General features: G+C 53.7%; 23 protein-coding genes. 15 read left to right on the top strand and 8 right to left on the bottom strand.

Annotated features, from left to right (window positions below; all coding sequences use genetic code 11):
* Positions 1 to 156: 156 nt before the first annotated feature.
* From yhdP to csrD, 7 genes are all read right to left on the bottom strand, one after another.
* Positions 157 to 3,957: an AsmA2 domain-containing protein YhdP gene (gene yhdP / locus FD428_RS02345; protein WP_114848378.1), complete on the bottom strand. Its 3,801-nt coding sequence runs from the start codon at positions 3,955 to 3,957 to the stop codon at positions 157 to 159.
* A 67-nt stretch (positions 3,958 to 4,024) separates the two neighbouring features.
* A complete protein-coding gene (rng, locus tag FD428_RS02340) occupies positions 4,025 to 5,494 on the bottom strand; it encodes a ribonuclease G (protein WP_012135381.1) in 1,470 nt (489 codons plus the stop codon).
* Positions 5,484 to 6,077, bottom strand: coding sequence for a nucleoside triphosphate pyrophosphatase (locus tag FD428_RS02335; protein WP_114848379.1), 594 nt, complete (start codon positions 6,075 to 6,077; stop codon positions 5,484 to 5,486). Before FD428_RS02335 ends, rng begins: the two co-directional genes overlap by 11 nt.
* Positions 6,078 to 6,085: 8 nt before the next feature.
* Positions 6,086 to 6,574, bottom strand: coding sequence for a rod shape-determining protein MreD (mreD, locus tag FD428_RS02330; RefSeq protein WP_012135383.1), 489 nt, complete (start codon positions 6,572 to 6,574; stop codon positions 6,086 to 6,088).
* The gene (mreC, locus tag FD428_RS02325; protein WP_012135384.1) at positions 6,574 to 7,593 is read right to left on the bottom strand and encodes a rod shape-determining protein MreC; all 1,020 of its coding nucleotides are present in this window, start codon (positions 7,591 to 7,593) and stop codon (positions 6,574 to 6,576) included. Before mreC ends, mreD begins: the two co-directional genes overlap by 1 nt.
* 64 nt (positions 7,594 to 7,657) lie before the next feature.
* Positions 7,658 to 8,701, bottom strand: a complete 1,044-nt coding sequence (gene mreB / locus FD428_RS02320) for a rod shape-determining protein MreB (protein ID WP_000913396.1) — start codon at positions 8,699 to 8,701, stop codon at positions 7,658 to 7,660.
* Between the two features lie 307 nt (positions 8,702 to 9,008).
* Positions 9,009 to 10,949, bottom strand: coding sequence for an RNase E specificity factor CsrD (gene csrD, locus FD428_RS02315; RefSeq protein ID WP_047460917.1), 1,941 nt, complete (start codon positions 10,947 to 10,949; stop codon positions 9,009 to 9,011).
* Between the two features lie 203 nt (positions 10,950 to 11,152).
* Here csrD and FD428_RS02310 point away from each other — a divergent pair, with 203 nt between their 5' ends.
* The 14 genes from FD428_RS02310 to FD428_RS02245 all read left to right on the top strand — a co-directional run bounded on the left by FD428_RS02310 (position 11,153) and on the right by FD428_RS02245 (position 22,765).
* Positions 11,153 to 12,127: an MDR family oxidoreductase gene (locus tag FD428_RS02310; RefSeq protein ID WP_047460914.1), complete on the top strand. Its 975-nt coding sequence runs from the start codon at positions 11,153 to 11,155 to the stop codon at positions 12,125 to 12,127.
* A gap of 77 nt (positions 12,128 to 12,204) precedes the next feature.
* The gene (gene msrP, locus FD428_RS02305) at positions 12,205 to 13,206 is read left to right on the top strand and encodes a protein-methionine-sulfoxide reductase catalytic subunit MsrP (RefSeq protein WP_024130995.1); all 1,002 of its coding nucleotides are present in this window, start codon (positions 12,205 to 12,207) and stop codon (positions 13,204 to 13,206) included.
* The gene (gene msrQ / locus FD428_RS02300; RefSeq protein ID WP_071257696.1) at positions 13,207 to 13,827 is read left to right on the top strand and encodes a protein-methionine-sulfoxide reductase heme-binding subunit MsrQ; all 621 of its coding nucleotides are present in this window, start codon (positions 13,207 to 13,209) and stop codon (positions 13,825 to 13,827) included.
* 235 nt (positions 13,828 to 14,062) lie between these two features.
* Positions 14,063 to 14,515 carry a type II 3-dehydroquinate dehydratase gene (gene aroQ, locus FD428_RS02295; protein WP_012135390.1) on the top strand — a complete coding sequence of 151 codons (453 nt, stop codon included), beginning with the start codon at positions 14,063 to 14,065 and terminating at the stop codon, positions 14,513 to 14,515.
* A gap of 22 nt (positions 14,516 to 14,537) precedes the next feature.
* Positions 14,538 to 15,008 carry an acetyl-CoA carboxylase biotin carboxyl carrier protein gene (accB, locus tag FD428_RS02290; protein ID WP_012135391.1) on the top strand — a complete coding sequence of 157 codons (471 nt, stop codon included), beginning with the start codon at positions 14,538 to 14,540 and terminating at the stop codon, positions 15,006 to 15,008.
* Between the two features lie 10 nt (positions 15,009 to 15,018).
* Positions 15,019 to 16,368 carry an acetyl-CoA carboxylase biotin carboxylase subunit gene (accC, locus tag FD428_RS02285; protein ID WP_012135392.1) on the top strand — a complete coding sequence of 450 codons (1,350 nt, stop codon included), beginning with the start codon at positions 15,019 to 15,021 and terminating at the stop codon, positions 16,366 to 16,368.
* 106 nt (positions 16,369 to 16,474) lie between these two features.
* Positions 16,475 to 16,717, top strand: a complete 243-nt coding sequence (locus FD428_RS02280; protein WP_012135393.1) for a YhdT family protein — start codon at positions 16,475 to 16,477, stop codon at positions 16,715 to 16,717.
* Positions 16,707 to 18,158, top strand: coding sequence for a sodium/pantothenate symporter (panF, locus tag FD428_RS02275; protein WP_114848380.1), 1,452 nt, complete (start codon positions 16,707 to 16,709; stop codon positions 18,156 to 18,158). The genes FD428_RS02280 and panF overlap by 11 nt, the downstream gene beginning before the upstream one ends.
* 11 nt (positions 18,159 to 18,169) lie before the next feature.
* A complete protein-coding gene (gene prmA, locus FD428_RS02270) occupies positions 18,170 to 19,051 on the top strand; it encodes a 50S ribosomal protein L11 methyltransferase (protein ID WP_047460904.1) in 882 nt (293 codons plus the stop codon).
* A 141-nt stretch (positions 19,052 to 19,192) separates the two neighbouring features.
* Complete coding sequence (locus FD428_RS02265) at positions 19,193 to 19,969, top strand: carbonic anhydrase (protein ID WP_114848381.1); 777 nt, start codon at positions 19,193 to 19,195, stop codon at positions 19,967 to 19,969.
* Between the two features lie 292 nt (positions 19,970 to 20,261).
* On the top strand, positions 20,262 to 21,227 hold the full coding sequence (gene dusB / locus FD428_RS02260; protein ID WP_047460900.1) for a tRNA dihydrouridine synthase DusB: 966 nt from the start codon (positions 20,262 to 20,264) through the stop codon (positions 21,225 to 21,227).
* 23 nt (positions 21,228 to 21,250) lie between these two features.
* Positions 21,251 to 21,547, top strand: a complete 297-nt coding sequence (fis, locus tag FD428_RS02255) for a DNA-binding transcriptional regulator Fis (protein WP_000462905.1) — start codon at positions 21,251 to 21,253, stop codon at positions 21,545 to 21,547.
* A gap of 86 nt (positions 21,548 to 21,633) precedes the next feature.
* Positions 21,634 to 22,518 (top strand): adenine-specific DNA-methyltransferase, encoded by an 885-nt coding sequence (gene yhdJ / locus FD428_RS02250; protein WP_104868121.1) that lies wholly within the window; start codon positions 21,634 to 21,636, stop codon positions 22,516 to 22,518.
* A gap of 82 nt (positions 22,519 to 22,600) precedes the next feature.
* Complete coding sequence (locus tag FD428_RS02245) at positions 22,601 to 22,765, top strand: DUF2556 family protein (RefSeq protein ID WP_047460895.1); 165 nt, start codon at positions 22,601 to 22,603, stop codon at positions 22,763 to 22,765.
* Between the two features lie 52 nt (positions 22,766 to 22,817).
* Here the strand turns inward: FD428_RS02245 and envR are convergent, their stop codons facing one another.
* On the bottom strand, positions 22,818 to 23,480 hold the full coding sequence (gene envR / locus FD428_RS02240) for an acrEF/envCD operon transcriptional regulator (protein ID WP_058668170.1): 663 nt from the start codon (positions 23,478 to 23,480) through the stop codon (positions 22,818 to 22,820).
* Positions 23,481 to 23,886: 406 nt separating this feature from the next.
* On the opposite strand from envR, the gene FD428_RS02235 reads away from it, so the two are divergent.
* The gene (locus tag FD428_RS02235) at positions 23,887 to 25,044 is read left to right on the top strand and encodes an efflux RND transporter periplasmic adaptor subunit (RefSeq protein WP_012135401.1); all 1,158 of its coding nucleotides are present in this window, start codon (positions 23,887 to 23,889) and stop codon (positions 25,042 to 25,044) included.
* The last annotated feature ends 8 nt before the right edge of the window (positions 25,045 to 25,052 follow it).

Genomic DNA, 25,052 nt, shown 5'->3' with positions numbered 1-25,052 from the left:
GGCCTGATAAGACGCGCCTGCGTCGCCATCAGGCGCTTCAATACCGGACTGCGGTAGAAGTTATGTAGGCCGGATAAGCGCAGCGCCATCCGGCTTTTGCAGTTCGTCATTCATTTCTATTTACTGAGATTGGGGCAATTACTCGCCCCCGTCAAATCATTGCTGGCTTTCTTTACGCGGCTGGCGCAGGACTTCGTTAATCTGCGGTTTGTCTACCGGGCCCGTGATGCGATAGCGCAGAATGGAGACTTTGCTCCACAACGGCCCCAACACTTTACTCGCGGCAAATACCGCCGCCCCGACAATCGGGTTCACCGCAAACGCGGCGGCAACCCCTACCGTGGCGGAGATTTCCGGTGCGACGACGGCTTCAATATCGAGTTCCCGACGCACCAGATTGACAGAACCTTTCATGGCGATGTCGGCCTCCAGCCCATCCACCAGCGTATCGTCAGTGTGCATCACGCCGTCTTTGATCCACGCCGTACTGCGAATAGAGTCAAAGTAGAAACCGTCGCTGAACGTATCGCTAAAATCAAAACGCAGCTTACGCAGCAGTGCGTCAAAGCTCAGCAGACGCAGAAGCTGCCCCGCATGACCGGTGCTCAGCTCGGTAATTTCACCTTTCCCCAGGCGGGTACGTAAAATACCATTAAGGGAAGCCTCATCCGGCTGCCAGGGCAGGTTACGCCAGTGTAAGTCATAGTCCACGTTAAACGAGGCGTTGCGGATGGGGGTCGAAACGCCAAAGAATCCCGCTGCGGCATCAATTTTATGGCCGCGCAGTTTCCCCTTCAGCGACGTGCGCTCGCTACCCGGCGTGTTCACCCAGACACCCTCAGCCGTCAGCCGGGAGAAGCCCGTATCCAGCAGCCCGTTACTCAGGGTCAGCGTATTTCCCTGAATCGCGACGTCGCCGTCAATACGCCCATATTTTTGCCCCCACAGCCAGCATTCGACGCAGCGCAACTGCACATCAGGCCAGCCACGGAAACTGACTCGCTCAAGGGAGGAGAATGGCGAGGTCGCCTGCGCGCCGTCTGTACGCTTCGCCGCGCTCGGGTTGTAATACAGGTATTTGATGTTCGCCTGCCACGGAGCATTATTGCGTATCGCCAGCGTGGCATTAACCTCGCGCCCCTGCGCTTCGACCTTCTGACCATTCAGCGACGGCTCAGAGACAATGCTCAGGTTATTCCACTGTTGCCCGCCCAGCGACAGCGAAGGCGTTCGTAGCGTCACGCGCTGCGGCAAACTGGTCTTTGCGCCAACGTTATCCGCCGCGCCTTTCTGGAACAGCGCCAGCCACTCTGCGCCATCCATTGCCGGAAGATTAAGCTCAACGCCTTGTCGGTCAGGCAATGTCGGCGTGGTGCGGCTATCCGTTGTCCAGATTGCCCGATCCAGCGTCAGTTTCTGATTCAGCAGCCAGCGGCTGTTAAAGTGATTATTCTTCCCGGCGCTGCCGGTCAGCGCGAAGCCACGCAAGTTACCGTCAGCCTTAATGCTCACCGGCAAGGATTCCCCGGCCTGCTTGTCGAGCGGTGACGGTAAGTGACTGCTCACATTCTTCAGGTCGCCTTTCAGTTCTACGTTGTATGTCGCACCAGAGTGATAAGGAAGCGCAATGCCCACTTTACCGTTCCACGCCATACCGCCGCTTATAGCATCGTTCACCTGCGCAGGTAGCACGCCCATACGGCCCGGCTGCCAGTTGCCGTTAAGGTTGACGTCGACCTGATAGGCCTTTTCCCCTTCATTGGTGGAGAAATCCACGTTCAACGGCTGATTAAACCAGTTTGCCGTTAACGGTTCGCTCTTGAGATTGCCGTTGTTGAAGCTGAACTTACCGCTCAGGTTCTTCAGCGTGCTGTCGAGCGGCTTAATGAACAAACTATTATTACGCAGCAAGACGTCCCCTTTGGCGGTGACCAGCTCGCCATCCAGCGGAATATCAAGATGTAAGCGAGCATTCACATCGCCGTCAATCTGGAGTTGCTCCAGCGTGGCGCCGAGAGAATCTTTCAGCGGCGTGTCGTCAAAATACGGGCCGACCGCTTTACCCGGCCCATTGATATCGGCATCAATCAGCAGCTTTTCTTTGGCATAGTCCGGGATGATCGCGGTCAGATTGCTGGCCTTAACACCGCCCAGATTGACGCTATCCGCCTTCATCCACAGGCCGTCGTTCAGGAAGTCCAGCTCAATGTTGAGGTCGGTCAGCGCGGGCCAGTCAGGCTGGAAAGCAAACTTCGCGTTACGCAGCGGCACCAGCACTTCAAACTGACCTTCATTATGTTTGTAGGGGAAAAGATGTGGATTGCCGCCATACACCAGCGTGGCGTTATCCGCTTCGCCGCCCTGAATCGCGCCGCTAAGGTAATCAACCAGCTCTTTGCCCATCAGGTTTTCCGGGAAATAACGCCAGGCCTGTGAACCGTCATCGGTGCTGATCCCCGCCAGAATCCCCAGCCAGGGTTCCTCTCCGGCGGGTTGCAGATAACGAAAACCGCCGCGCGCATGTACGGCTTTCGCTTTCACGTCGATGTTGCGCCCGTCCAACTGAAACCCTTTGTCATTCTTCAGCCAGGTGAGCGTCGCCACGCCGTTTTCAATTTCCAGAGGTGCGCGAAAGACGGTTTCATACGGCATTTCGGCCTGCTGCATCGAGGCGGTCAGCGCGCCGTTTTCCACGCTGCCGGACAAGGTGCCGGAGAAGTGTTCCGCGCCCGGTAAGAGCTTCCACTGCTTCCAGGCAAGGTTATCCCACGACGCCTGGAAGCGCGTTTTCTCCGTCGCCTGTAGCGGGATATCCAGCGCGAGAGTGTCTATTTTTCCACGTGGCTGTGTGGCCTGCCAGATGTCGCCCAGCGCAGGCGAGAGTTTCGCAGCCACCGGACGCAGTCCGTCCATATCGGCCAGTTCAAGGTTGCTGGCGCGAATACGCAATTCATCGCTGCGTATGTTGTTCTGACCGCCAACTTCTTGTTCCGGCACCCAGGCCAGCGTTAACGCGCCGCGCGGCCAGGGTTTGCTATCCAGCGTGATACGCGTGTCAGGAATATAAAACTGCCAGCCCGGCTGTTCACGCGTAATGTGCGCGGTCAGGTTATCAACGGAAAGCGTGTGCGAATGATTATCGCCCTGCCAGCTCGCGCCGCCCTGCTTAAGCCAGATATCGCCGCTGGAGACTTCGCCTTTCGTGAGCGTCATCCAGCCTTCCAGGCTAAAGCGTGCGGTTTGCAGCGCCACGTTATCCTGCATCCATTTGCCCAGCCACGGCTTCACGTCAATATCGTCGGCCTGTAGCCAGACCCGACCGTTGTTCAGTAGCCCGTCGTCATCACGCAGATCCATACGAACCTGCATCACGCCATGCTGCCCGGTCAGGCTGGAGAGGCTGACCTGACCTTCCGCGCGGTGCCTGTCTTTGCCGTTCAACCAGGTAAGCTGCGGGATCGCCAGTTCGGCTCGCTGGCCTGATAAGGTCAGAAAGCTAATTTGGCTGTCCCGGAGATCGAAGTGATCAAACTGACGCAGGAAAAGATCGCTAATACGGTTGGTTTCAATGCCTTCGTCGCTGTCGCTGCGTTGGATCGGCGTATTGGTGCGGATGTGCAGTTGCCAGAAGGTGAGATCGCGAAACTGCCAGCGCATATGCAACAGGCTTTGCCAGACATCCAGCGCCAGCGTGACGCGCTTTACTGAAAGCTCGCCGCCATCTTTCAAACTGGCATGGATGTCCCGGGCTTCAAGCGTGGGGCCAAAGGTTTGCCAGTTCGCATGCAACTGGCTAGCGGCAACAGGAATACCCGTGGCAGATTCAATTTTGCTGAGGATCGCCGGACGCCAGCTATCCAGATGGGGGAGCGCAAGGCGCAATCCACTGATCAGCAGCGCAACGACGACGACGAGCGCGGCTCCAGTGAGCAGTAATATCCCCGGCAATCGCCTCACGCGTCTCTCCTTGTCTGCCAAAAATGTGACTCACAAACCCGTTATCCGGCCTGGAAACGGCGGTCTTTTACATCATTACGACGTCAAATTGCTCCTGGTTATAGAGCGGTTCAATCTGGACTTTAACTTGCTTGCCGACAAAAATTTCCACCTCTGCCAGCGCGTGCGACTCTTCGCCTTTTAACGTTTCCGCCACCGCCGGAGAGGCATAAACGAGGAAACGATCGGAGTCGTAGGCATGATGCACACGCACGATTTCACGCATAATTTCATAGCAGACGGTTTCCACCGTTTTCACCGTACCGCGTCCATGACACGTTGGACATTCATTGCATAGCACATGTTCCACGCTTTCGCGGGTACGCTTGCGGGTCATCTCTACCAGACCCAGTTGCGAAAAGCCGTTGATGCTGGTTTTCACGCGATCTTTGCTCAGCGCCTGCTCCAGAGAATGCAGTACCCGACGGCGATGATCTTCATTATTCATGTCGATAAAATCGATGATGATGATACCGCCCAGATTGCGCAGACGCAGCTGCCGCGCAATCGCCTGCGTCGCCTCAATATTGGTATTGAAGATCGTGTCATCGAGATTACGGTGCCCGACAAACGCCCCGGTATTGATATCAACGGTGGTCATGGCTTCGGTTTGATCGATAATCAGATAACCGCCGGATTTCAGTTCCACCTTGCGTTCCAGCGCGCGCTGAATCTCATTTTCAACATCAAAGAGATCGAAAATCGGCTGATGACCGCTGTAGTGTTCGAGCTTGCTGGTCATCTCAGGGATATATTCCGCAGTAAATTCCAGCAATGCCTCGTACGTCAGACGCGAATCCACGCGGATTCTGTCCAGCTCGGCATCGGCAAAATCACGCAGTACGCGCTGCGCCAGCGCCAGTTCGCCGTACATCTGATAGCGCGTTTGCGGCCGCTTTTTACGCTCCATGACTTTCGTCCAGACGCGTTTGAGGTAAGCGGCGTCCGACGCCAGATCCTCTTCGCACACCCCTTCCGCCGCCGTACGGATGATAAATCCGCCCTGCTCGTCGCAATACTCCGCCACCACCTTCTTCAGGCGTTCACGTTCGGTTTCGCTTTCAATACGCTGAGAAACGCCAACGTGCGACGCGCCGGGCATAAAGACGAGGTAGCGGGAAGGCAGCGTGATGTCCGTCGTCAGGCGCGCGCCTTTGGTGCCAAGCGGATCTTTTACCACCTGCACCATCAGATCCTGCCCCTGACGCACCAGCTCAGAGATGTCGCGTACGGTGAAGTTCTTTTGCTCTTCACCCGCCACGCATTCGGTATGCGGCATAATGTCTGAAGCATGAAGAAACGCAGCTTTCTCCAGTCCAATATCTACAAAAGCCGCCTGCATACCCGGAAGTACACGGCTTACACGGCCTTTGTAGATATTGCCTACGATGCCTCGTCGCGCTTCACGCTCAATATGAATTTCCTGAAGAATACCGCCATCAATGTACGCCACGCGTGTTTCCGATGGCGTTACGTTTACCAACAATTCAGCCGTCATGTTTATCCCTTTTCTCACGCAGTGCGTTAAAATTGCTCAGCAACTCATACGTTTCAACCAGCGGTAAGCCGACCACGGCGTGATAGCTGCCGTTTATCTTCCTGACAAAACAGCCACCCTGCCCCTGAATACCGTATGCTCCAGCTTTATCCATAGGCTCACCGCTGGCGACATAGCCCGCGATGTCCTCATCACTCAGTGCCCTGAACGTCACCTCCGTCACCACCAGACAATCCAGCACGTACTGGCTGTCCGCCAGCGCGACGGCCGTCATCACCTGATGCGTCTGCCCCGACAGTTTGCGCAGCATATGCGCCGCGTGTTCTGCATCGCGCGGTTTCTCCAGCACTTCACCGTTAAGAATCACGATAGTATCGGCGCCCAGCACCGGCAAGTCGCGCGCCGTTTGCGCCACGCCTGCCTGCGCCTTTTCCCGCGCCAAACGGGAGACATACTGTTGCGCGCTTTCGCCTTCGCCACGCGTTTCTTCAATTCCCGTAACGATACGTACAAAAGAGACGCCCAGCTGCGCAAGCAGCTCCTGGCGGCGAGGTGAACCGGAAGCAAGATAAACGTCAGTCATAGAAACCTTTACTGCACAGCAAACTGCTGGCGCACTTTGCGCATCAGCAGGAAAAGCCAGGGCCAGAGCACACCGTTTACTACACTACTCCAGAATACTTCCGGTCTGAAAGAGACGTTGATCACTAAAAACTCGGCCCAGAAAACAATAATGTCCACGACCAGTGAGAGCAATATCACCACCAGCGCCTGTTGCCAGAGCGCCAGGTTACGGAATAGCTGGAATTTCAGTGCAACCAGATAAGCAATGATACTCATCGACAAGGCCCGCACGCCAAGCGTGGAGCCGCTGATCAGATCCAGTATGGCACCCATCACAAAACCTGTACCCACATTTACGCGGTGCGGCAGTGCAAGTATCCAGTACAGCAAGATAAGGAGCACCCAGTTTGGCCGGAAAACGATGATGTCATCCGGCCAGGGCATGATTTGCAGCAATAGCGCAATAAGAAACGAGAGCCAGATAACCCAGCGACCCTGGCTACGATAACTTGCCACTATTGCCCCCCCGTTGCGCGCGTAGCCGACGGTTGTTGAGGCGCGGCAGGCGCCGGGCTAATCCCCGTGGCAGGGTCCGGCATTGGCGCTGGCGGCCCCATCGCATCTGGCGAAGGCAGAACCTGCGGCATCATCTGCATCAGTCGTTCGTTAGCGACGCGATGCACATCTTCCGGCGTCATCGGATTAGCGCCGTTGCGATCGGCTCCCCACAGCAGCAGCAGATAACGCAAACGCTGTAAACCCGCAGTCGGACGCGCCTGAATCACGGTGTAAGCACGTTGGGTGTCCAGCTTGACGGACGAAACCACGCCCACCGGATACCCTTCCGGGAAACGGCCGCCCAGACCCGACGTTACCAGCACATCGCCAACGCGAATGTCGGTGTTTGCCGGTAAATGCTCAAGCTGTAAATCGTCCGTGCAGCCGTTACCGGCGGCAATGACGCGGATATCGTTACGCAGCACCTGAATCGGCAACGCATGTGTCGCATCGCAAATAAGCAGAACGCGGCTGGTCAGTTTCGCCACCGCAACGACCTGGCCCACTACGCCTTTGTCGCTGATGACCGGTTGCCCCTCATAGACCCCGTTCACGCTTCCTTTGTCGATCACCACCTGATCGCTGTAAGGATCGTTAACCGTGGAGATGACCTGAGTCACCATTTTTTGTTCGTCCTGACGCAGCGGCGAACCCAGCAGCTCGCGCAAACGCGCGTTCTCCTGTTTGTATTGCCCCAGCATCAGCAATTCGCTGTTTTTCAGCAACAGTTCCTGGCGCAGCGCCCGGTTTTCAAGTTCGAGTTGGTCACGCGAAGCCAGCGTTTGCGACACGCCGTCGAGTAATTCACGGGGACCATTGGAAATAAAGTAGAAAGGGCTGACGGCGGTATCCATGTACGTGCGGATTTGGCTGAACGTCCCCAGGCGGCTGTCGGCTATAATCACGCCGAGCGCCACCAGCACCGCCAGAATAAGGCGAATCTGTAGCGACGGGCCACGGCTAAAAATTGGCTTCATAAGTTTGCGTATTCTCGTATCAGAGTCGGCAGGGTAATCAAACCATCACCCTGCCGGTATCCGATTACTCTTCGCTGAACAGGTCGCCGCCGTGCATATCGATCATTTCCAGCGCCTTGCCGCCGCCGCGCGCCACGCAGGTCAGTGGATCTTCAGCAACAACGACAGGAATGCCGGTTTCTTCCATTAACAGACGATCAAGGTTACGCAGCAGCGCGCCGCCGCCCGTGAGCACCATACCGCGCTCGGAGATATCAGACGCCAGTTCCGGCGGGCACTGTTCCAGCGCAACCATCACCGCGCTCACGATACCGGTCAGCGGCTCCTGCAACGCTTCCAGAATCTCGTTGGAGTTCAGGGTAAAGCCGCGTGGAACGCCTTCCGCCAGGTTACGTCCGCGAACTTCGATTTCACGCACTTCGTCACCCGGATACGCAGAACCGATTTCGTGTTTGATACGCTCTGCGGTCGCTTCGCCGATCAGAGAACCGTAGTTACGGCGCACATAATTGATGATCGCTTCGTCGAAGCGGTCGCCGCCAATACGCACGGAAGAAGAGTAAACCACGCCGTTCAGAGAGATAACGGCCACTTCCGTCGTACCGCCACCGATATCGACAACCATTGAACCGGTTGCTTCAGACACCGGCAGACCGGCGCCGATTGCCGCAGCCATCGGTTCTTCGATCAGGAACACTTCACGAGCGCCAGCGCCCTGTGCGGATTCACGAATCGCACGACGCTCTACCTGGGTCGCTCCTACCGGTACACACACCAGCACACGAGGGCTTGGACGCATAAAGCTGTTGCTGTGCACTTGTTTGATGAAGTGCTGGAGCATTTTTTCAGTCACGAAGAAGTCAGCGATAACGCCGTCTTTCATCGGGCGAATAGCAGCGATATTGCCCGGCGTACGACCCAGCATCTGCTTCGCATCATGACCTACTGCGGCCACGCTTTTCGGTGAACCGGCACGATCCTGACGAATGGCCACAACGGAAGGCTCATTCAATACGATGCCTTGTCCTTTTACGTAAATGAGGGTATTCGCAGTACCCAGGTCAATGGACAGGTCATTGGAAAACATGCCACGAAATTTTTTCAACATACTAAGGGATAATCCTGAAAGCTGGGGCGGAAAACAAAATCCGCTTACTTTACCAACCACACGCAGCAGCGACAAGGCGCAAAAATCATCTGCTACGGTGAAAATTAGCGCAGTACGTTTCCTTTGTTACAAATCTCTGTCTGGGTCCATCAGAACTGAATACATCAGCAGCAATCCTGGCCTTCATTTGCAACCTGTAAAAGGTCGTTTACCTGCATATTTGCTGCAACAATCTGGCGAGCAGACAAGCACACCCCCATGAGGCACAGCGCGCGTTATTCTACGTGAAAACAAATTAAACGGCAGGTTAAACCGAGTATCTTTGCGAATATTTTTTCACGTTGGTGTCAAGTGGTTGGGAGGAGGCAAAAAAATCCCCCTGTCCGCCCGCCACTCCGCGCCCCGTCAGCGTATGCCACTCGCTACGCGAACGGACGCCTGTCGCGTAAACCTGCGTATGCGTTCCCGTGCAGGCTTCCACCAGGCTCTGTACCAGCAACTGGTTTTCCGTTCGTTTCTCAATGTTTCTTACCAGACTCGGATGAAGTTTCAGTAATTCCACATTAAGTTCTTTAATCCAGCTGGTACTCACCAGCGTCAAACCCGCCTGTGTCACCGCGATCCGAACGCCAAGCGCATTCATTAAACGAATAACAGGCTGTAACCGACTGATGTGTTGACAAACATCTGCCTCGGCAAGTTCAAAAATAATACGTTTTCGCTGCGATTTTTCGCACTGCATCAACGTATCACGCAGCCAGCGCTGAAACCGTGGGCGGATCAACGATTCTACCGTTACCTGCATCGCCAGATTTTCCTCCGGCCAGTATTTCAGCAGCGGGATCAAACGGCTAATTTGTAAGCGGTCATACTCTTCCGATAAACCGAACTGCAATACCATCGGCATGTATTCCGCCGAAATCACCTCTTCGGCGCCGTCAAAGATACGGCACATCAGCTCCCGGTGGTGTACGCGTCCTTCACGCATTACCGCCGGTTTCTGATAAATCCGCGGCCCGCCCCGGCTGAGCATCTGCTCAATAAGGGTGCGCCAGCGTACGTTGCCTCGGCCTTTTTCCGGCAGCGAATCGTCATACACCGCCCAGCTGTTCCCTCCCTGCAACACGGCATTTCGGGTCGCGGCTTCGGCATGTTCCATCACCTGCTCCGTTGACTGACCGCTACGCCATGCGCAAATGCCGATATGTACCATATCGTCACGATCGAGCTTTTTATTAACCGGTAATGCATCTACCGCTTTTAATAACTGCCCGGCGATGCTCTCCGCTTCTTTCAATGTGCGGTGCGGCAACAGGACGGCAAAGTCGCTGCGGTGGTAGCGCGCCAGCAGCGAACCCGGGTAGCGCATAATAAATGTCGACAGCAGATTAATCAGCGCAAACAGCTGTTCTTCCGCGAGATCGCGCCCCCAGCTGTCGTGAAGCAGGTTAAAGTCTGGCAGACGGATCATCATCACCACGCCATGCGATCCCACTTTTTCCTGATCTTCCAGCAGCGTCGCCAGTTGGTTATCAAAAAACAGGCGATTGCCCAGCCCGGTTTTGACATCCTGCGCCGCATAAGAACGGATAAGCGTATCCAGACGGCTGCGCTGTTCGCTGGCAAACTGAATTTCAGACAGCAGCATATCCAACGCGCTGCTGGTACGCGCGGGCCATTCATAGACCGACCCTCGCGCATTCGGCCCGCGCTCGCCGTTCAGAATACGCGTTGCACGAATTTCCAGCAGCTCCTGCCCGGACAGCTGGCGCTGTAGCCAGCGTACCGATAAGAACAAGATGAGAACGATAAAGCCGATCGCCAGCGTGAGCGGCGCGGTGGTCACGAGCGAGTGAAAATAGTTGCCCATCGGGTCCTGAAACACCACATGCAGCGAGGTGCCGGGATGTTTTACCAGCGGGATCGTCAGCTCACGATACAGGTTGTTGCTTCCCGCCGGCCGATAGCTGCTGTTGCGCGAATGGCTATACACCTGGCGGCCATCCTGCAACAAATCGACGCGCACGATATCGACCGATACCATCAGTTCATTAATCTGCGGCGTTAGCGTGACAAAATCAGAGGAGACAAGATGCGTGTCAATAGCGGTGGCGACCGCCTGAATGCGGCTGGTGAATTTATTCTCGATGGCATTGTAAAAACTCAGCGAGCAGCCGATGAGCGTAACGAAAATCGTTAACCCGGTAAGCAGCGTGACAAAGGCTGAGAATTTCGTCGTTAATCGCATCCGTGTGTTAACTCCGACAGTTATAAACGACATGAAAGAGCAACTCTGAACGCGAAGTCCGTTAAATTGCACAGCTAAGCGGGCATACTACCAAATCAGGTCTATCTGGCAATTTATTGCGTTGAATCGGCATCACGTTTTGATTAGCGAGTATAGTCTTCATAAATATTTTTCCAATCCACTATGCAAATTGAGGACAGGTTATGCAGGCTTTGATCTTAGAACAGCAGGACGGTAAAACCCTTGCTTCCGTTCAGACCCTTGAAGAAAGTCGGCTACCGGAAGGGGATGTAACGGTAGATGTCCACTGGTCCAGCCTGAACTATAAAGATGCTCTGGCCATCACCGGGAAAGGGAAAATCATCCGTAACTTTCCGATGATTCCTGGCATCGATTTCGCCGGAACCGTACGCGCCAGTGAAGATCCCCGCTTCCATGCCGGTCAGGAGGTTTTACTGACCGGCTGGGGCGTGGGCGAAAACCACTGGGGCGGTCTGGCTGAGCGCGCCCGCGTAAAAGGCGACTGGCTGGTTGCTCTCCCGAAAGGTCTTGATAGCCGAAATGCGATGATTATCGGCACCGCCGGTTTTACCGCCATGCTGTGCGTGATGGCGCTGGAAGACGCGGGCATTCGTCCTGAAGATGGCGAGATTGTCGTGACCGGCGCCAGCGGCGGCGTGGGCAGCACTGCCGTTGCGTTGCTGCATAAGCTGGGCTACCAGGTTGTGGCCGTGTCAGGACGCGAAAGCACCCACGACTACCTGCGTAGCCTGGGCGCCAACCGCATTCTGGGGCGCGATGAGTTTGCCGAATCCCGCCCGCTGGAAAAACAACTCTGGGCCGGTGCCATCGACACCGTTGGCGATAAAGTGCTGGCGAAAGTGCTGGCGCAGATGAACTACGGCGGCTGCGTTGCGGCCTGTGGTCTGGCGGGCGGTTTCGCACTCCCCACCACGGTCATGCCGTTTATTCTGCGTAATGTCCGCTTGCAGGGCGTGGATTCCGTGATGACCCCGCCCGCCCGCCGCGCAGAAGCCTGGAAACGCCTGGTCAACGACCTGCCAGCCTCTTTCTATGCGCAGGCTGCAACAGAAATCACGCTGGCAGACGCGCCGAAATTCGCCGATGCCATCATCAATAACCAGGCGCAGGGCCGTACGCTGGTGAAGATTGCCTAATCTTCAAATTTTCGTGACATATTCGCGTTAACGTTTCGCCTCCGTCATGCTTAAAAAAACGCATGACGGAGGATGCTATGAAAATGAAAAAACTGACGGAAGCCGACGTAACCGCGGAGTCCGTTTTTATGTTGCAGCGCCGCCAGGTACTGAAAGCTTTAGGTATCAGCGCGGCCGCCCTTTCTCTGCCCGCCACCGCCCAGGCCGACCTGCTGAGCTGGTTTAAAGGCAACGATCGTCCCCCTGCGCCTGCCGGTAAGCCGCTTGATTTCAGCAAACCCGCCGCCTGGCAAAACGACCTCCCGTTAACGCCGGAAAACAAAGTCACCGGTTATAATAATTTCTATGAATTCGGCCTCGATAAAGCAGACCCGGCCGCCAACGCGGGTAGTCTGAAAACCGATCCCTGGACGTTGAAAATTAGCGGCGAAGTGGCGAAACCCCTAACGCTCGATCACGATGCGCTCACGACGCGTTTCCCGCTGGAAGAGCGAATCTATCGTATGCGCTGCGTTGAGGCATGGTCGATGGTGGTTCCCTGGATTGGCTTCCCCTTACATAAACTGCTCGCACTGGTCGAACCCACCAGCAATGCCAACTATGTGGCGTTCGAAACGATCTACGCGCCCGATGATATGCCGGGACAAAAAGACCGCTTTATCGGCGGCGGGCTAAAATACCCTTACGTCGAAGGATTGCGTCTGGACGAGGCAATGCACCCGCTCACGCTGCTGACTGTCGGCGTCTATGGTAAAGCGCTGCCGCCGCAAAATGGCGCGCCCATCCGTCTGACGGTGCCGTGGAAATACGGGTTCAAGGGGATTAAGTCGATCGTCAGTATTAAACTGACCCGCGAACGCCCGCCGACCACCTGGAATCTGGCCGCGCCAAACGAATACGGATTTTACGCCAACGTGAATCCGCACGTTGATCATCCGCGCTGGTCACAGGCGACCGAGCGTTTTATTGGCGCGGGCGGCATTCTGGATGTACAAAGACAGCCGACGCTGCTGTTTAACGGCTATGCCAGTGAAGTGGCGTCTTTATATCGCGGTCTGGATCTGCGGGAGAATTTCTAAGTGCGTCTGACACAAAAACAGATCGTCTGGCTAAAAGTACTGCTGCATCTTGCCGGATTATTACCGTTTCTCTGGCTCGTCTGGGCGGTGAACCAGGGAGGGCTCAGCGCCGATCCGGTCAAAGATATTCAACACTTTACCGGTAGGACAGCGCTGAAGTTCTTGCTCGCCACCTTGCTGGTTTCACCGCTGGCGCGCTACGCTAAACAGCCATTATTGATCCGCACCCGCCGCTTGTTAGGGTTATGGTGCTTCGCCTGGGCCACGCTGCATTTAACCAGCTATGCGCTACTTGAACTGGGCATAAATAATCTGGCGCTGCTGGGCCAGGAGTTAATCACTCGTCCTTATTTAACGTTGGGCATTATCAGTTGGTTCATTTTATTCGCCCTTACGTTGACCTCCACGCAGGCGGCGCAACGAAAACTGGGGAAACGCTGGCAACGTTTGCATAACTTCGTTTATCTTGTCGCGATTCTGGCTCCCATTCATTATCTGTGGTCGGTAAAAATTTTATCGCCGCAGCCAGTCATTTATGTCCTGCTGGCGCTGGCGCTTTTAGCCTGGCGCTACAAGACATTTCGCCAGTGGTGGCGGTCGTTTGCGGGCAAAATGCTGTAACGTCTCCGTTATGTGCGGTTTGTTGCAAAACCAGGACTCGCCTTGGGTCTTTGCGTGTTAGCAGTTGATAATCTTCCCTGATAAGACCAGTATTTAGCTGCCAAATGCTACGAAATCGTTATAATGTGCGACCTTGGTTTCCCGGACAGGGTTTTTAAGCCGCTGAAAGGGTGACAATCGCGCATCAAAGGTATATTTTGTTTTTTACCGGAGAATCGCAGGAGATAGCTGCACGATGGCCGACAAATTACACATTTTGCTTTTAAACGGTCCGAACCTTAATATGCTCGGCACCCGTGAACCCGATAAGTACGGCACCCTGACATTAACGGAAATTGTTAACCGTTTGAATGCAGAGGCCGACGCGCTGAATGTGACGCTGGATCATTTGCAGTCTAACGCGGAGTACGCACTCATCGACCGTATTCATCAGGCTAAAGACACTGTGGACTATATCCTGATTAATCCGGCCGCGTTTACGCACACCAGTGTTGCGATTCGCGATGCGCTGCTCGCGGTGAGCATCCCGTTTATCGAGATTCACCTGAGCAACGTACATGCGCGGGAACCGTTTCGCCAGCATTCGTATCTTTCCGATATTGCGGCTGGCGTCATTTGCGGATTCGGCGCTGACGGTTACTCATACGCTTTACAGACGGCGGTAAAACGCCTGTCACAATCACACTAAACAAAGAGTACGGAACCCACTCATGGATATTCGTAAGATTAAAAAACTGATCGAGCTGGTTGAAGAATCAGGCATCTCCGAACTGGAAATTTCTGAAGGCGAAGAGTCTGTGCGCATCAGCCGCACCGCGCCAAACGCAGGTTTTCCAGTGATGCAACAAGCTTATGCTGCGCCAATGCAGCAGCCAGCTCTGTCTAACGCTGTCGCTCCGGCGGCTGTTCCAGCAATGGAAGCGCCTGCTGCATCAGCGGAAATCAGTGGTCACATCGTACGTTCCCCAATGGTTGGTACTTTCTACCGCACCCCGAGCCCGGATGCGAAAGCATTCGTCGAAGTCGGTCAGAAAGTTAACGCGGGCGATACCCTGTGCATCGTTGAAGCCATGAAAATGATGAACCAGATCGAAGCCGATAAATCCGGCGTGGTGAAAGCAATTCTGGTCGAAAGTGGTCAGCCGGTAGAATTTGACGAGCCGCTGGTCGTCATCGAATAACGAGGCGAACATGCTGGATAAAATTGTCATCGCCAACCGTGGCGAGATTGCACTGCGTATTCTTCGTGCCTGTAAAGAACTGGGTATCAAGACCGTGGCTGTGCACTCAAGCGCGGATCGCGATTTAAAACACGTATTGCTGGCGGATGAGACGGTCTGTATTGGCCCGGCTCCGTCCGTAAAAAGCTATCTGAACATCCCGGCTATCATCAGCGCCGCTGAAATCACCGGCGCGGTGGCAATCCATCCGGGTTACGGCTTCTTGTCTGAGAACGCCAACTTCGCTGAGCAGGTTGAACGCTCCGGCTTTATCTTCATTGGCCCGAAAGCCGACACCATCCGCCTGATGGGCGATAAAGTGTCCGCAATCAGCGCAATGAAGCAGGCTGGCGTTCCATGCGTACCGGGTTCTGACGGCCCGTTGGGCGACGATATGGATAAAAACCGCGCCATTGCAAAACGCATCGGCTACCCGGTTATTATCAAAGCGTCCGGCGGCGGCGGCGGTCGCGGCATGCGCGTTGTGCGCGGCGATGCCGAACTGGCGCAATCCATTTCCATGACCAAAGCGGAAGCGAAAGCAGCCTTCAGCAATGACATGGTGTACATGGAAAAATACCTGGAAAACCCACGCCACATCGAAATTCAGGTGTTGGCTGACGGCCAGGGTAACGCTATCTATCTGGCAGAACGTGACTGCTCCATGCAGCGTCGTCACCAGAAAGTGGTCGAAGAAGCGCCAGCGCCGGGCATTACCCCGGAACTGCGTCGTTACATCGGCGAGCGTTGCTCCAAAGCGTGTGTCGATATCGGCTATCGCGGAGCAGGTACGTTTGAGTTCCTGTTCGAAAACGGCGAGTTCTATTTCATCGAAATGAACACCCGTATTCAGGTAGAACACCCGGTTACTGAAATGATCACCGGCGTTGACCTGATCAAAGAACAGCTGCGTATCGCTGCGGGCCAGCCGCTGTCCATCAAGCAGGAAGAAGTTGTGGTGAAAGGCCATGCGGTAGAATGCCGTATCAACGCCGAAGACCCGAACACCTTCCTGCCAAGCCCGGGTAAAATCACGCGTTTCCACGCGCCGGGCGGCTTTGGCGTACGCTGGGAGTCCCATATCTACGCGGGTTACACCGTACCGCCGTACTATGACTCCATGATCGGCAAGCTGATCTGCTACGGTGAAAACCGTGACGTGGCGATTGCCCGTATGAAAAACGCATTGCAGGAACTGATCATTGATGGCATCAAAACCAACATTGACCTGCAAACCCGCATCATGAACGACGAGCACTTCCAGCACGGTGGCACCAACATCCACTATCTGGAGAAGAAACTCGGTCTTCAGGAAAAATAAGCGTGCGTTAATTGAAAAAGGCCGGTTTTCCGGCCTTTTGTTTTTTTCCCTCCGGTACATCCCATAAGGTACAATCCCCGCTTTCTTCATCCACAAGGGACAAAAAATGGACACGCGTTTTGTTCAGGCCAACAAAGAGGCGCGTTGGGCGCTGTGGCTGACCCTTCTGTATCTGGCTGCGTGGTTAGTGACTGCTTACTTACCAGGCGCGGCACCCGGCATAACGGGCCTTCCACACTGGTTTGAAATGGCCTGCCTGCTGACGCCGCTTGTTTTCATTTTACTGTGCTGGGCTATGGTGAAATTTATCTATCGCGACATTCCTCTGGAGGACGATGATGCAGCCTGAAGTCATTCTGCCGCTTATCGCCTATCTGCTGGTGGTGTTTGGTCTGTCGGTCTATGCCATGCGAAAAAGGACGACGGGCACCTTCCTGAATGAGTATTTCCTCGGTAGCCGTTCGATGGGCGGAATTGTATTGGCGATGACGCTGACCGCCACCTACATCAGCGCCAGCTCATTTATCGGCGGCCCGGGCGCGGCCTATAAATACGGCCTGGGCTGGGTATTGCTGGCGATGATCCAGTTACCCGCCGTCTGGCTCTCGCTGGGTATTCTGGGTAAGAAGTTCGCTATTCTGGCGCGGCGCTACAACGCCGTCACCCTTAACGATATGCTGTTTGCCCGCTATCAAAACCGTCTGCTGGTCTGGCTGGCAAGCCTCAGCCTGCTGGTGGCTTTCGTCGGGGCGATGACCGTACAGTTTATTGGCGGCGCGCGCCTGCTTGAGACCGCAGCGGGCATCCCCTACGAAACAGGGCTGTTAATCTTTGGCGTCAGCATCGCGTTGTATACCGCATTTGGCGGTTTTCGCGCCAGCGTGCTCAACGATACGATGCAGGGCATGGTCATGCTAATTGGCACCATCGTCCTGTTGGTCGGCGTGGTTCATGCGGCAGGCGGCCTCGGACACGCGGTCGAAACCCTGCAAACGATCGACCCGAAACTGGTGACGCCGCAGGGCGCGGATGACATTCTGTCACCGACCTTTATGACCTCATTCTGGGTGCTGGTGTGCTTTGGCGTGATCGGCCTGCCGCATACTGCCGTGCGTTGCATCTCCTATAAAGACAGTAAGGCGGTGCATCGCGGCATTATCATCGGCACGATTGTGGTGGCGATCCTGATGTTCGGTATGCACCTGGCGGGCGCGCTGGGACGGGCGGTGATCCCTGACCTGACCGTACCGGACCTGGTCATTCCAACGCTGATGGTTAAGGTTCTGCCGCCGATTGCCGCCGGCATCTTTCTCGCCGCGCCGATGGCGGCCATTATGTCGACAATCAATGCCCAGTTGCTGCAAAGTTCCGCTACGATCATTAAAGATCTCTATCTGAATATTCGCCCGGAGCAAATGCATAACGAAACTCGCCTGAAGCGGATGTCAGCCATCATCACGCTGCTGTTAGGCGCGTTGCTGCTGCTCGCAGCCTGGAAACCGCCGGAAATGATTATCTGGCTTAACCTGCTGGCTTTCGGCGGCCTGGAAGCGGTGTTCTTATGGCCGCTGGTGCTGGGTCTGTACTGGGAACGTGCAAACGCGACAGGCGCGCTAAGCGCCATGATCATTGGCGGCGTGTTGTATGCCGTGCTCGCCACCTTTAACGTTCAGTACCTGGGCTTTCACCCCATCGTGCCCTCGCTACTGCTCAGTTTATTGGCTTTTCTGGCCGGAAACCGTTTTGGTTCATCTGCCCAGCAAGCCACCTTATTGACTACTGATAAATAAAGAGTTTTGCCATGCCGTGGATCCAACTGAAACTGAATACGACCGGTACGAACGCCGAAGAACTTAGCGATGCGCTGGTGGAAACCGGTGCGGTCTCTGTGACCTTCCAGGACACGCACGACACGCCGGTATTTGAGCCGCTGCCCGGTGAAACGCGTCTGTGGGGTGATACCGACGTTATCGGCCTGTTCGATGCCGAAACCGACATGAAAGAGGTGGTGGCAATCCTTGAGCATCATCCGCTGCTGGGCGCGGGTTTCGCGCATAAGATTGAGCAACTGGAAGATAAAGACTGGGAACGCGAATGGATGGACAACTTTCACCCGATGCGCTTTGGCGAGCGTCTGTGGATTTGCCCGAGCTGGCGCGATGTACCGGATGAGAACGCCGTCAACGTCATGCTGGACCCGGGTCTGGCCTTCGGTACCGGCACGCATCCCACCACATCCCTCTGCCTGCAATGGCTCGACGGGCTTGATCTGAACGGTAAGACGGTGATCGACTTTGGCTGCGGTTCCGGCATCCTGGCGATTGCCGCATTAAAACTGGGCGCTGCGAAAGCTATCGGGATCGATATCGATCCGCAGGCGATCCAAGCCAGCCGTGATAACGCAGAGCGCAACGGCGTATCTGAGCGTCTGGAGCTCTATCTCCCCAAAGACCAGCCAGAAGCCATGAAAGCCGATGTGGTGGTCGCTAACATCCTGGCTGGCCCATTACGTGAACTGGCCCCGTTAATCAGCGTACTGCCCGTTGAGGGCGGTTTACTGGGGCTTTCCGGCATCCTGGCCAGCCAGGCGGAAAGCGTATGCGAAGCCTATACCGAACTCTTTACGCTCGACCCGGTGGTAGAGAAAGAAGAGTGGTGCCGCATTACCGGTCGTAAAAAATAATCAGTCCTTTCCGGCGTGGTCATCTGGCCACGCCTTTTTTACACGATTCGCTTTCCTCTCCTGCTCGTCACCGATACAATATTCTTTATAATTGATTGATTTACATAATGTTATTTTGTTTTCAATTCATCGGGTAAATGCATGAAGTTAATTTCTTTGACCACTGCCTTTCTGGCAATCTGTATGATGCCCATTTCCGTTTCGGCAACTGACTGGAGCTATGAAGGCGACACCTCTCCCGCGCACTGGGGTGAAATCAATAAAGCATACAAACTGTGCCAGACCGGGATGAGCCAGTCCCCTGTTGATATTCTCACCACGAATGAAATCCAGCTCCCGCCGCTTAACGTACAGTACATCGATCGCGCCGACATGCTCCTGAACGTTAACCACACTCTTCAGGCAACAATGAACCCCTATTCTTCTGCTTCCGCTCAGATTGACGATCGGCCTTATGCTTTAGCAGAATTTCATTTTCATGCCCCAAGTGAAAATACCATCAATGGTAAACACTATGCGATGGAGCTGCACCTGACGCACAAAAACCAGGAAGGTGAGATTGCCGTCGTTGCCGTCATGTTTGATATCGGTGAGCCAAATGAGGCAATTGAACGTTTATGGCAATCCATCCCGGCAACCCCGGGCGACAGCATACCGCTGCTTTCCCCCGTCGATATCAATCTGCTGTTGCCGGAAGACAGAACCTACTGGCGCTTTAGCGGCTCGTTAACGACGCCTCCCTGTAGCGAAGGCGTAACCTGGATTGTCCTGAAACAGCCTATGACGCTTTCTGCCGGTCAACTGGAAAAATTTCGCCATACGATACACCCTGCCAACAATCGCCCTGTCCAGCCTTTGAATGGCCGCGTCATTAACGAATGGTCGATACCGACGCTTCGCGATCCTGTCCTGAAATGAGGCGGCGATCACACTATGAAACGATAATCTGCTGGTTAAATCAGCAGATTATGTTGTCCAGCCGTCAGCCATAGAAGAAAAAATGAGAAGTTACGCAAAATTGTAAGCGTATAAAAATTCGGCCTCATTTTATAACGCAATGATTTATAAAGTTAATTAATTCTCATCGTTCATCTTAACTGCGATTCTTTGATCCACCTCAGAGGATTGGTCAAAGTTTGGCCTTTCATCTCGTGCAAAAAATGCGTAATATACGCCGCCTTGCAGTCACAGTATGGTCATTTCTTAACTCATGCGCATCGGACAATACCAGCTTAGAAATCGCCTGATCGCAGCGCCCATGGCTGGCATTACTGACAGACCTTTTCGGACGCTGTGCTATGAGATGGGAGCAGGATTGACGGTATCCGAGATGATGTCTTCTAACCCGCAGGTTTGGGAAAGCGACAAATCTCGTTTACGGATGGTGCACGTTGATGAGCCAGGCGTTCGCACGGTGCAAATCGCCGGTAGCGACCCTGTTGAGATGGCCGATGCCGCACGTATTAACGTGGAAAGCGGCGCCCAGATTATTGATATCAATATGGGGTGTCCGGCTAAAAAAGTGAATCGCAAGCTCGCAGGTTCAGCCCTCTTGCAGTACCCGGATTTAGTGAAGTCGATACTAACCGAGGTCGTGAGTGCAGTGGACGTTCCTGTCACCCTGAAGATTCGCACCGGCTGGGCCCCGGAACACCGTAACTGCGTAGAGATTGCCCAACTGGCTGAAGACTGTGGCATTCAGGCTCTGACCATTCATGGACGCACCCGCGCCTGTTTGTTCAATGGAGATGCTGAATACGACAGTATTCGGGCAGTTAAGCAGAAAGTTTCCATTCCGATTATCGCGAATGGCGACATTACTGACCCGCATAAAGCCAGAGCTGTGCTCAACTATACGGGGGCGGATGCCCTGATGATAGGCCGCGCAGCTCAGGGAAGACCCTGGATCTTTCGGGAAATCCAGCATTATCTGGACACTGGGGAGTTGCTACCCCCCCTGCCTTTGGCAGAGGTTAAGCGCTTGCTTTGCGCGCATGTTCGGGAACTGCATGACTTTTATGGCCAGGCAAAAGGGTACCGAATTGCACGTAAACACGTCTCCTGGTATCTCCAGGAGCACGCTCCAAATGACCAGTTTCGGCGCACATTCAACGCCATTGAGGATGCCAGCGAACAGCTGGAGGCGTTGGAGGCATACTTCGAAAATTTTGCGTAATGAAATAAAGAGCTGACAGAACTATGTTCGAACAACGCGTAAATTCTGACGTACTGACCGTTTCTACCGTTAACTCTCAGGATCAGGTGACTCAAAAGCCCCTGCGTGACTCGGTTAAACAGGCACTGAAGAACTATTTTGCTCAACTGAACGGTCAGGATGTTAATGACCTCTATGAGCTGGTACTGGCTGAAGTAGAACAGCCCCTGTTGGACATGGTGATGCAATACACCCGTGGTAACCAGACCCGTGCTGCCCTGATGATGGGCATCAACCGTGGTACGCTGCGTAAAAAATTGAAAAAATACGGCATGAACTAATTTCGATTAGCTAATTGCTTGTTTAAAAAGGCGCTACTCGGCATGGGGAAGCGCCTTTTTTATTCGCGTCAGACAGGAGTTTGTTCATGAATGTCGGATTTGAGCCGCAATATTTTGGCGATGAATCGAAGAAGATCATTCACGGTGATGCGCTTTCAGAATTGAAAAAACTGCCCCCGGAAAGTGCCGATTTAATTTTTGCCGACCCGCCCTACAACATCGGAAAAAATTTTGACGGTCTGGTGGAGTCCTGGGACGAAGAGACCTTTTTGGCCTGGCTGTTTGAATGCATTGATGAGTGCCATCGGGTGCTGAAAAAACACGGCACGATGTACATCATGAACAGCACAGAGAACATGCCCTATCTCGACCTCAAATGCAGGAAACTGTTCGATATCAAAAGCCGCATCATATGGTCGTACGACAGCTCAGGCGTGCAGGCCAAAAAGTATTTTGGCTCAATGTATGAACCCATCCTGATGATGGTAAAAGATGCGAAGAACTATACGTTTAATCGTGATGACATCCTGGTTGAAACCAAAACCGGCGCAAAAAGAGCGTTGATCGATTACCGCAAAAATCCGCCCCAGCCCTACAACACACAAAAAGTCCCCGGAAACGTCTGGGATTTTCCCCGCGTCCGTTACTTAATGGATGAGTATGAGAACCATCCCACGCAAAAACCCAGAGCGCTGTTGAGCCGGATCATCCTGGCCTCCTCAAACCCGGGCGACACGGTGTTAGATCCCTTCGCCGGAAGCTTCACGACGGGCGCCGTAGCCGTGGAAACCGGGCGAAAATTTGTCGGCATCGAAATCAACGATGAATACGTAAAAATGGGCATCAGAAGGCTGAACGTCACCTCTCACTATGCGGAAAACGAACTGGCAAAGGTGAAGAAGCGCAAGACAACAAACCTGTCCAAAAAGAGCCGTATGGCCGAAATGACGGATGCATCTCAGGTGAAGTAAAAGCATTGTAAGTCTGCTTTTCTGCCGCGTTGTTTCGTGTATATTCCTTGCACGCTTGGGCATGAATACACAGGATTTGGCAATGATTCGTAAGTATTGGTGGCTGGTTGTTTTCGCAGTCTCCGTTTTCCTTTTTGACGCATTACTCATGCAGTGGATCGAACTGATGACAACGGAATACGATAAATGCCGCAACATGAATTCGGTTAACCCGCTCAAACTCGTCAACTGCGCCGACCTTGAGTAGTACGCCAGCCAGTTCTATGCAAATTATGCCGACGCACAGTTGGGGATAACCGTTACGCTTCCACGACCGGGTTGTTATTCTGCGTTAATACCATCACATTGCCATTCGGAACTAACATTTTTAATACATTATCCACTAATTGTGGCGCCTGCTTATAGAGATCATAACTGGAAGGATTCATTAACCAGTTCTTTACGATCCCGCTAAAACTGCCATGAAGCACAATTAAATTGACTTCGACATCAAGACCGGTCGCAATCAGTCCTTTATTCATACATTGCTGTAATGCTTCACGCATTATCTGATAACTGAAGCCTATTTTTTCCCGAATATCCTGCTCTGATATCATATCATTATGAAATTCACATTTATGATATAAAATCTGCATTAATGCCTGTTGTCGGGGCACCTCAGCAATATATTGCAAAGCGGCAATCAGTTTTTCACGCAAATTCTGTAGCGGATTATCGCCCCCACACGTTGTTAACCTGTCCTGAATGAGATCGCGTAGCGGCGGTTGCTGACCCCATACCTCATTAAACAACTGCGTCTTGTTCTCAAAATGCCAATAGATAGCGCCCCGCGTAACATTCGCGGCGTCTGCAATGTCGTTTAGCGTGGTGCTGCCGACCCCGTGCAAGGCGAACTGTACGATCGCTGTTTCAATCAAGTGTTGTCGGGTTCTGAGGGCGTCCGCTTTTGTTTTCCTGGCCATAATGAAGTGTGTCTGAAACCGAAGGATGACAGTAAATACTGTTCAGGGATAACGCGCAAATGTATCACTTCATTTTTATTTAAACGAGATCCCTCGTGTATTATTACGCACAATACATCCAAATAAATAATAAATACAAATGAATCAAATAAAACTATTCACCAAAAGAATGTATATTTCTATTTGTGTTAATGAAAGACAGGGTTTTACTTTTCCACCGCATTATGAAACGACAGGATATTAATCTTTTTTTGCTTTTACGTGCCGTGCATGACGACCGGAAATAAGTATTGCTTACATCACGAGCTGATAATTTGTAGGATAGCCAACTGCTATTTTATTTGTGCGCGTTAACGCCTTACCGTTATCCGGTAAATAACGAGCTTCGGTTTTCTAAGGAACAGTAATGACGAAACATGCCAGGTTTGCACTCCTGCCCTCATTCATCATAATCTCCGCTGCGTTACTCGCCGGTTGTAACGATCAGGGAGATACGCAAGCTCACCCTGCTGAGCCGCAAGTCACCGTCCACGTAGTCGAATCTGCCCCCTTAGCGGTGACGACCGAACTACCGGGGCGCACGACGCCATTTCGTATTGCGGAAGTCCGGCCTCAGGTCAGCGGCATTGTACTGAAAAGGAATTTCACCGAAGGTAGCGATATCGAAGCAGGCCAGTCGCTTTATCAGATTGACCCGGCGACTTATCAGGCTGATTACGACAGCGCCAAAGGCGAGCTGGCAAAAAGCGAAGCTGCCGCCGCCATTGCACACTTAACGGTTAAACGCTACGTTCCGCTGGTTGGCACAAAATACATTAGCCAACAAGAGTACGACCAGGCCATCGCCGATGCTCGTCAGGCTGATGCCGCCGTTATCGCCGCAAAAGCCGCAGTAGAAAGCGCGCGCATCAACCTCGCCTACACCAAAGTGACTTCGCCGATCAGCGGCCGCATTGGTAAATCCAGTGTCACCGAAGGCGCGCTGGTGACCAATGGTCAGGCAACCGAACTGGCGACCGTGCAACAGCTTGACCCTATTTACGTTGATGTGACGCAGTCCAGCAGCGATTTTATGCGTCTCAGGCAGTCCGTCGAGCAGGGTAGCCTGCACAAAGACAACACCCGCAGCAACGTCGAGTTGGTAATGGAAAATGGTCAGGCGTACCCGCTGAAAGGCACGCTGCAATTTTCCGACGTTACGGTAGATGAAAGTACCGGTTCTATCACCCTTCGGGCTGTTTTCCCCAATCCTCAGCACACCCTGCTTCCCGGTATGTTTGTCCGCGCGCGAATCGATGAAGGCATTCAGCCCAATGCCATTCTCGTTCCACAGCAGGGCGTAACGCGTACGCCGCGTGGCGATGCGATAGTGATGCTCGTCAATGATAAAGATCAGGTTGAAGCGCGCGACGTTATCGCTACTCAGGCGATCGGCGATAAATGGTTAATCAGCAAAGGGTTGCAACCGGGCGACAAAGTTATCGTCAGCGGCTTGCAGAAAGCCCGCCCGGGCGAACAGGTTAAAGCCACCACCGATGCCCCTGCGGCGAATGCAGCGCAATAAGGTAACCG

Origin of the sequence: Citrobacter sp. TBCP-5362 (assembly GCF_005406305.1) — a bacterium.
GTDB classification, from domain to species: domain Bacteria; phylum Pseudomonadota; class Gammaproteobacteria; order Enterobacterales; family Enterobacteriaceae; genus Citrobacter_B; species Citrobacter_B koseri.
Note: the sequence above shows the minus strand (reverse complement) of the source record. Positions and strands in the feature narration are given on the sequence as shown.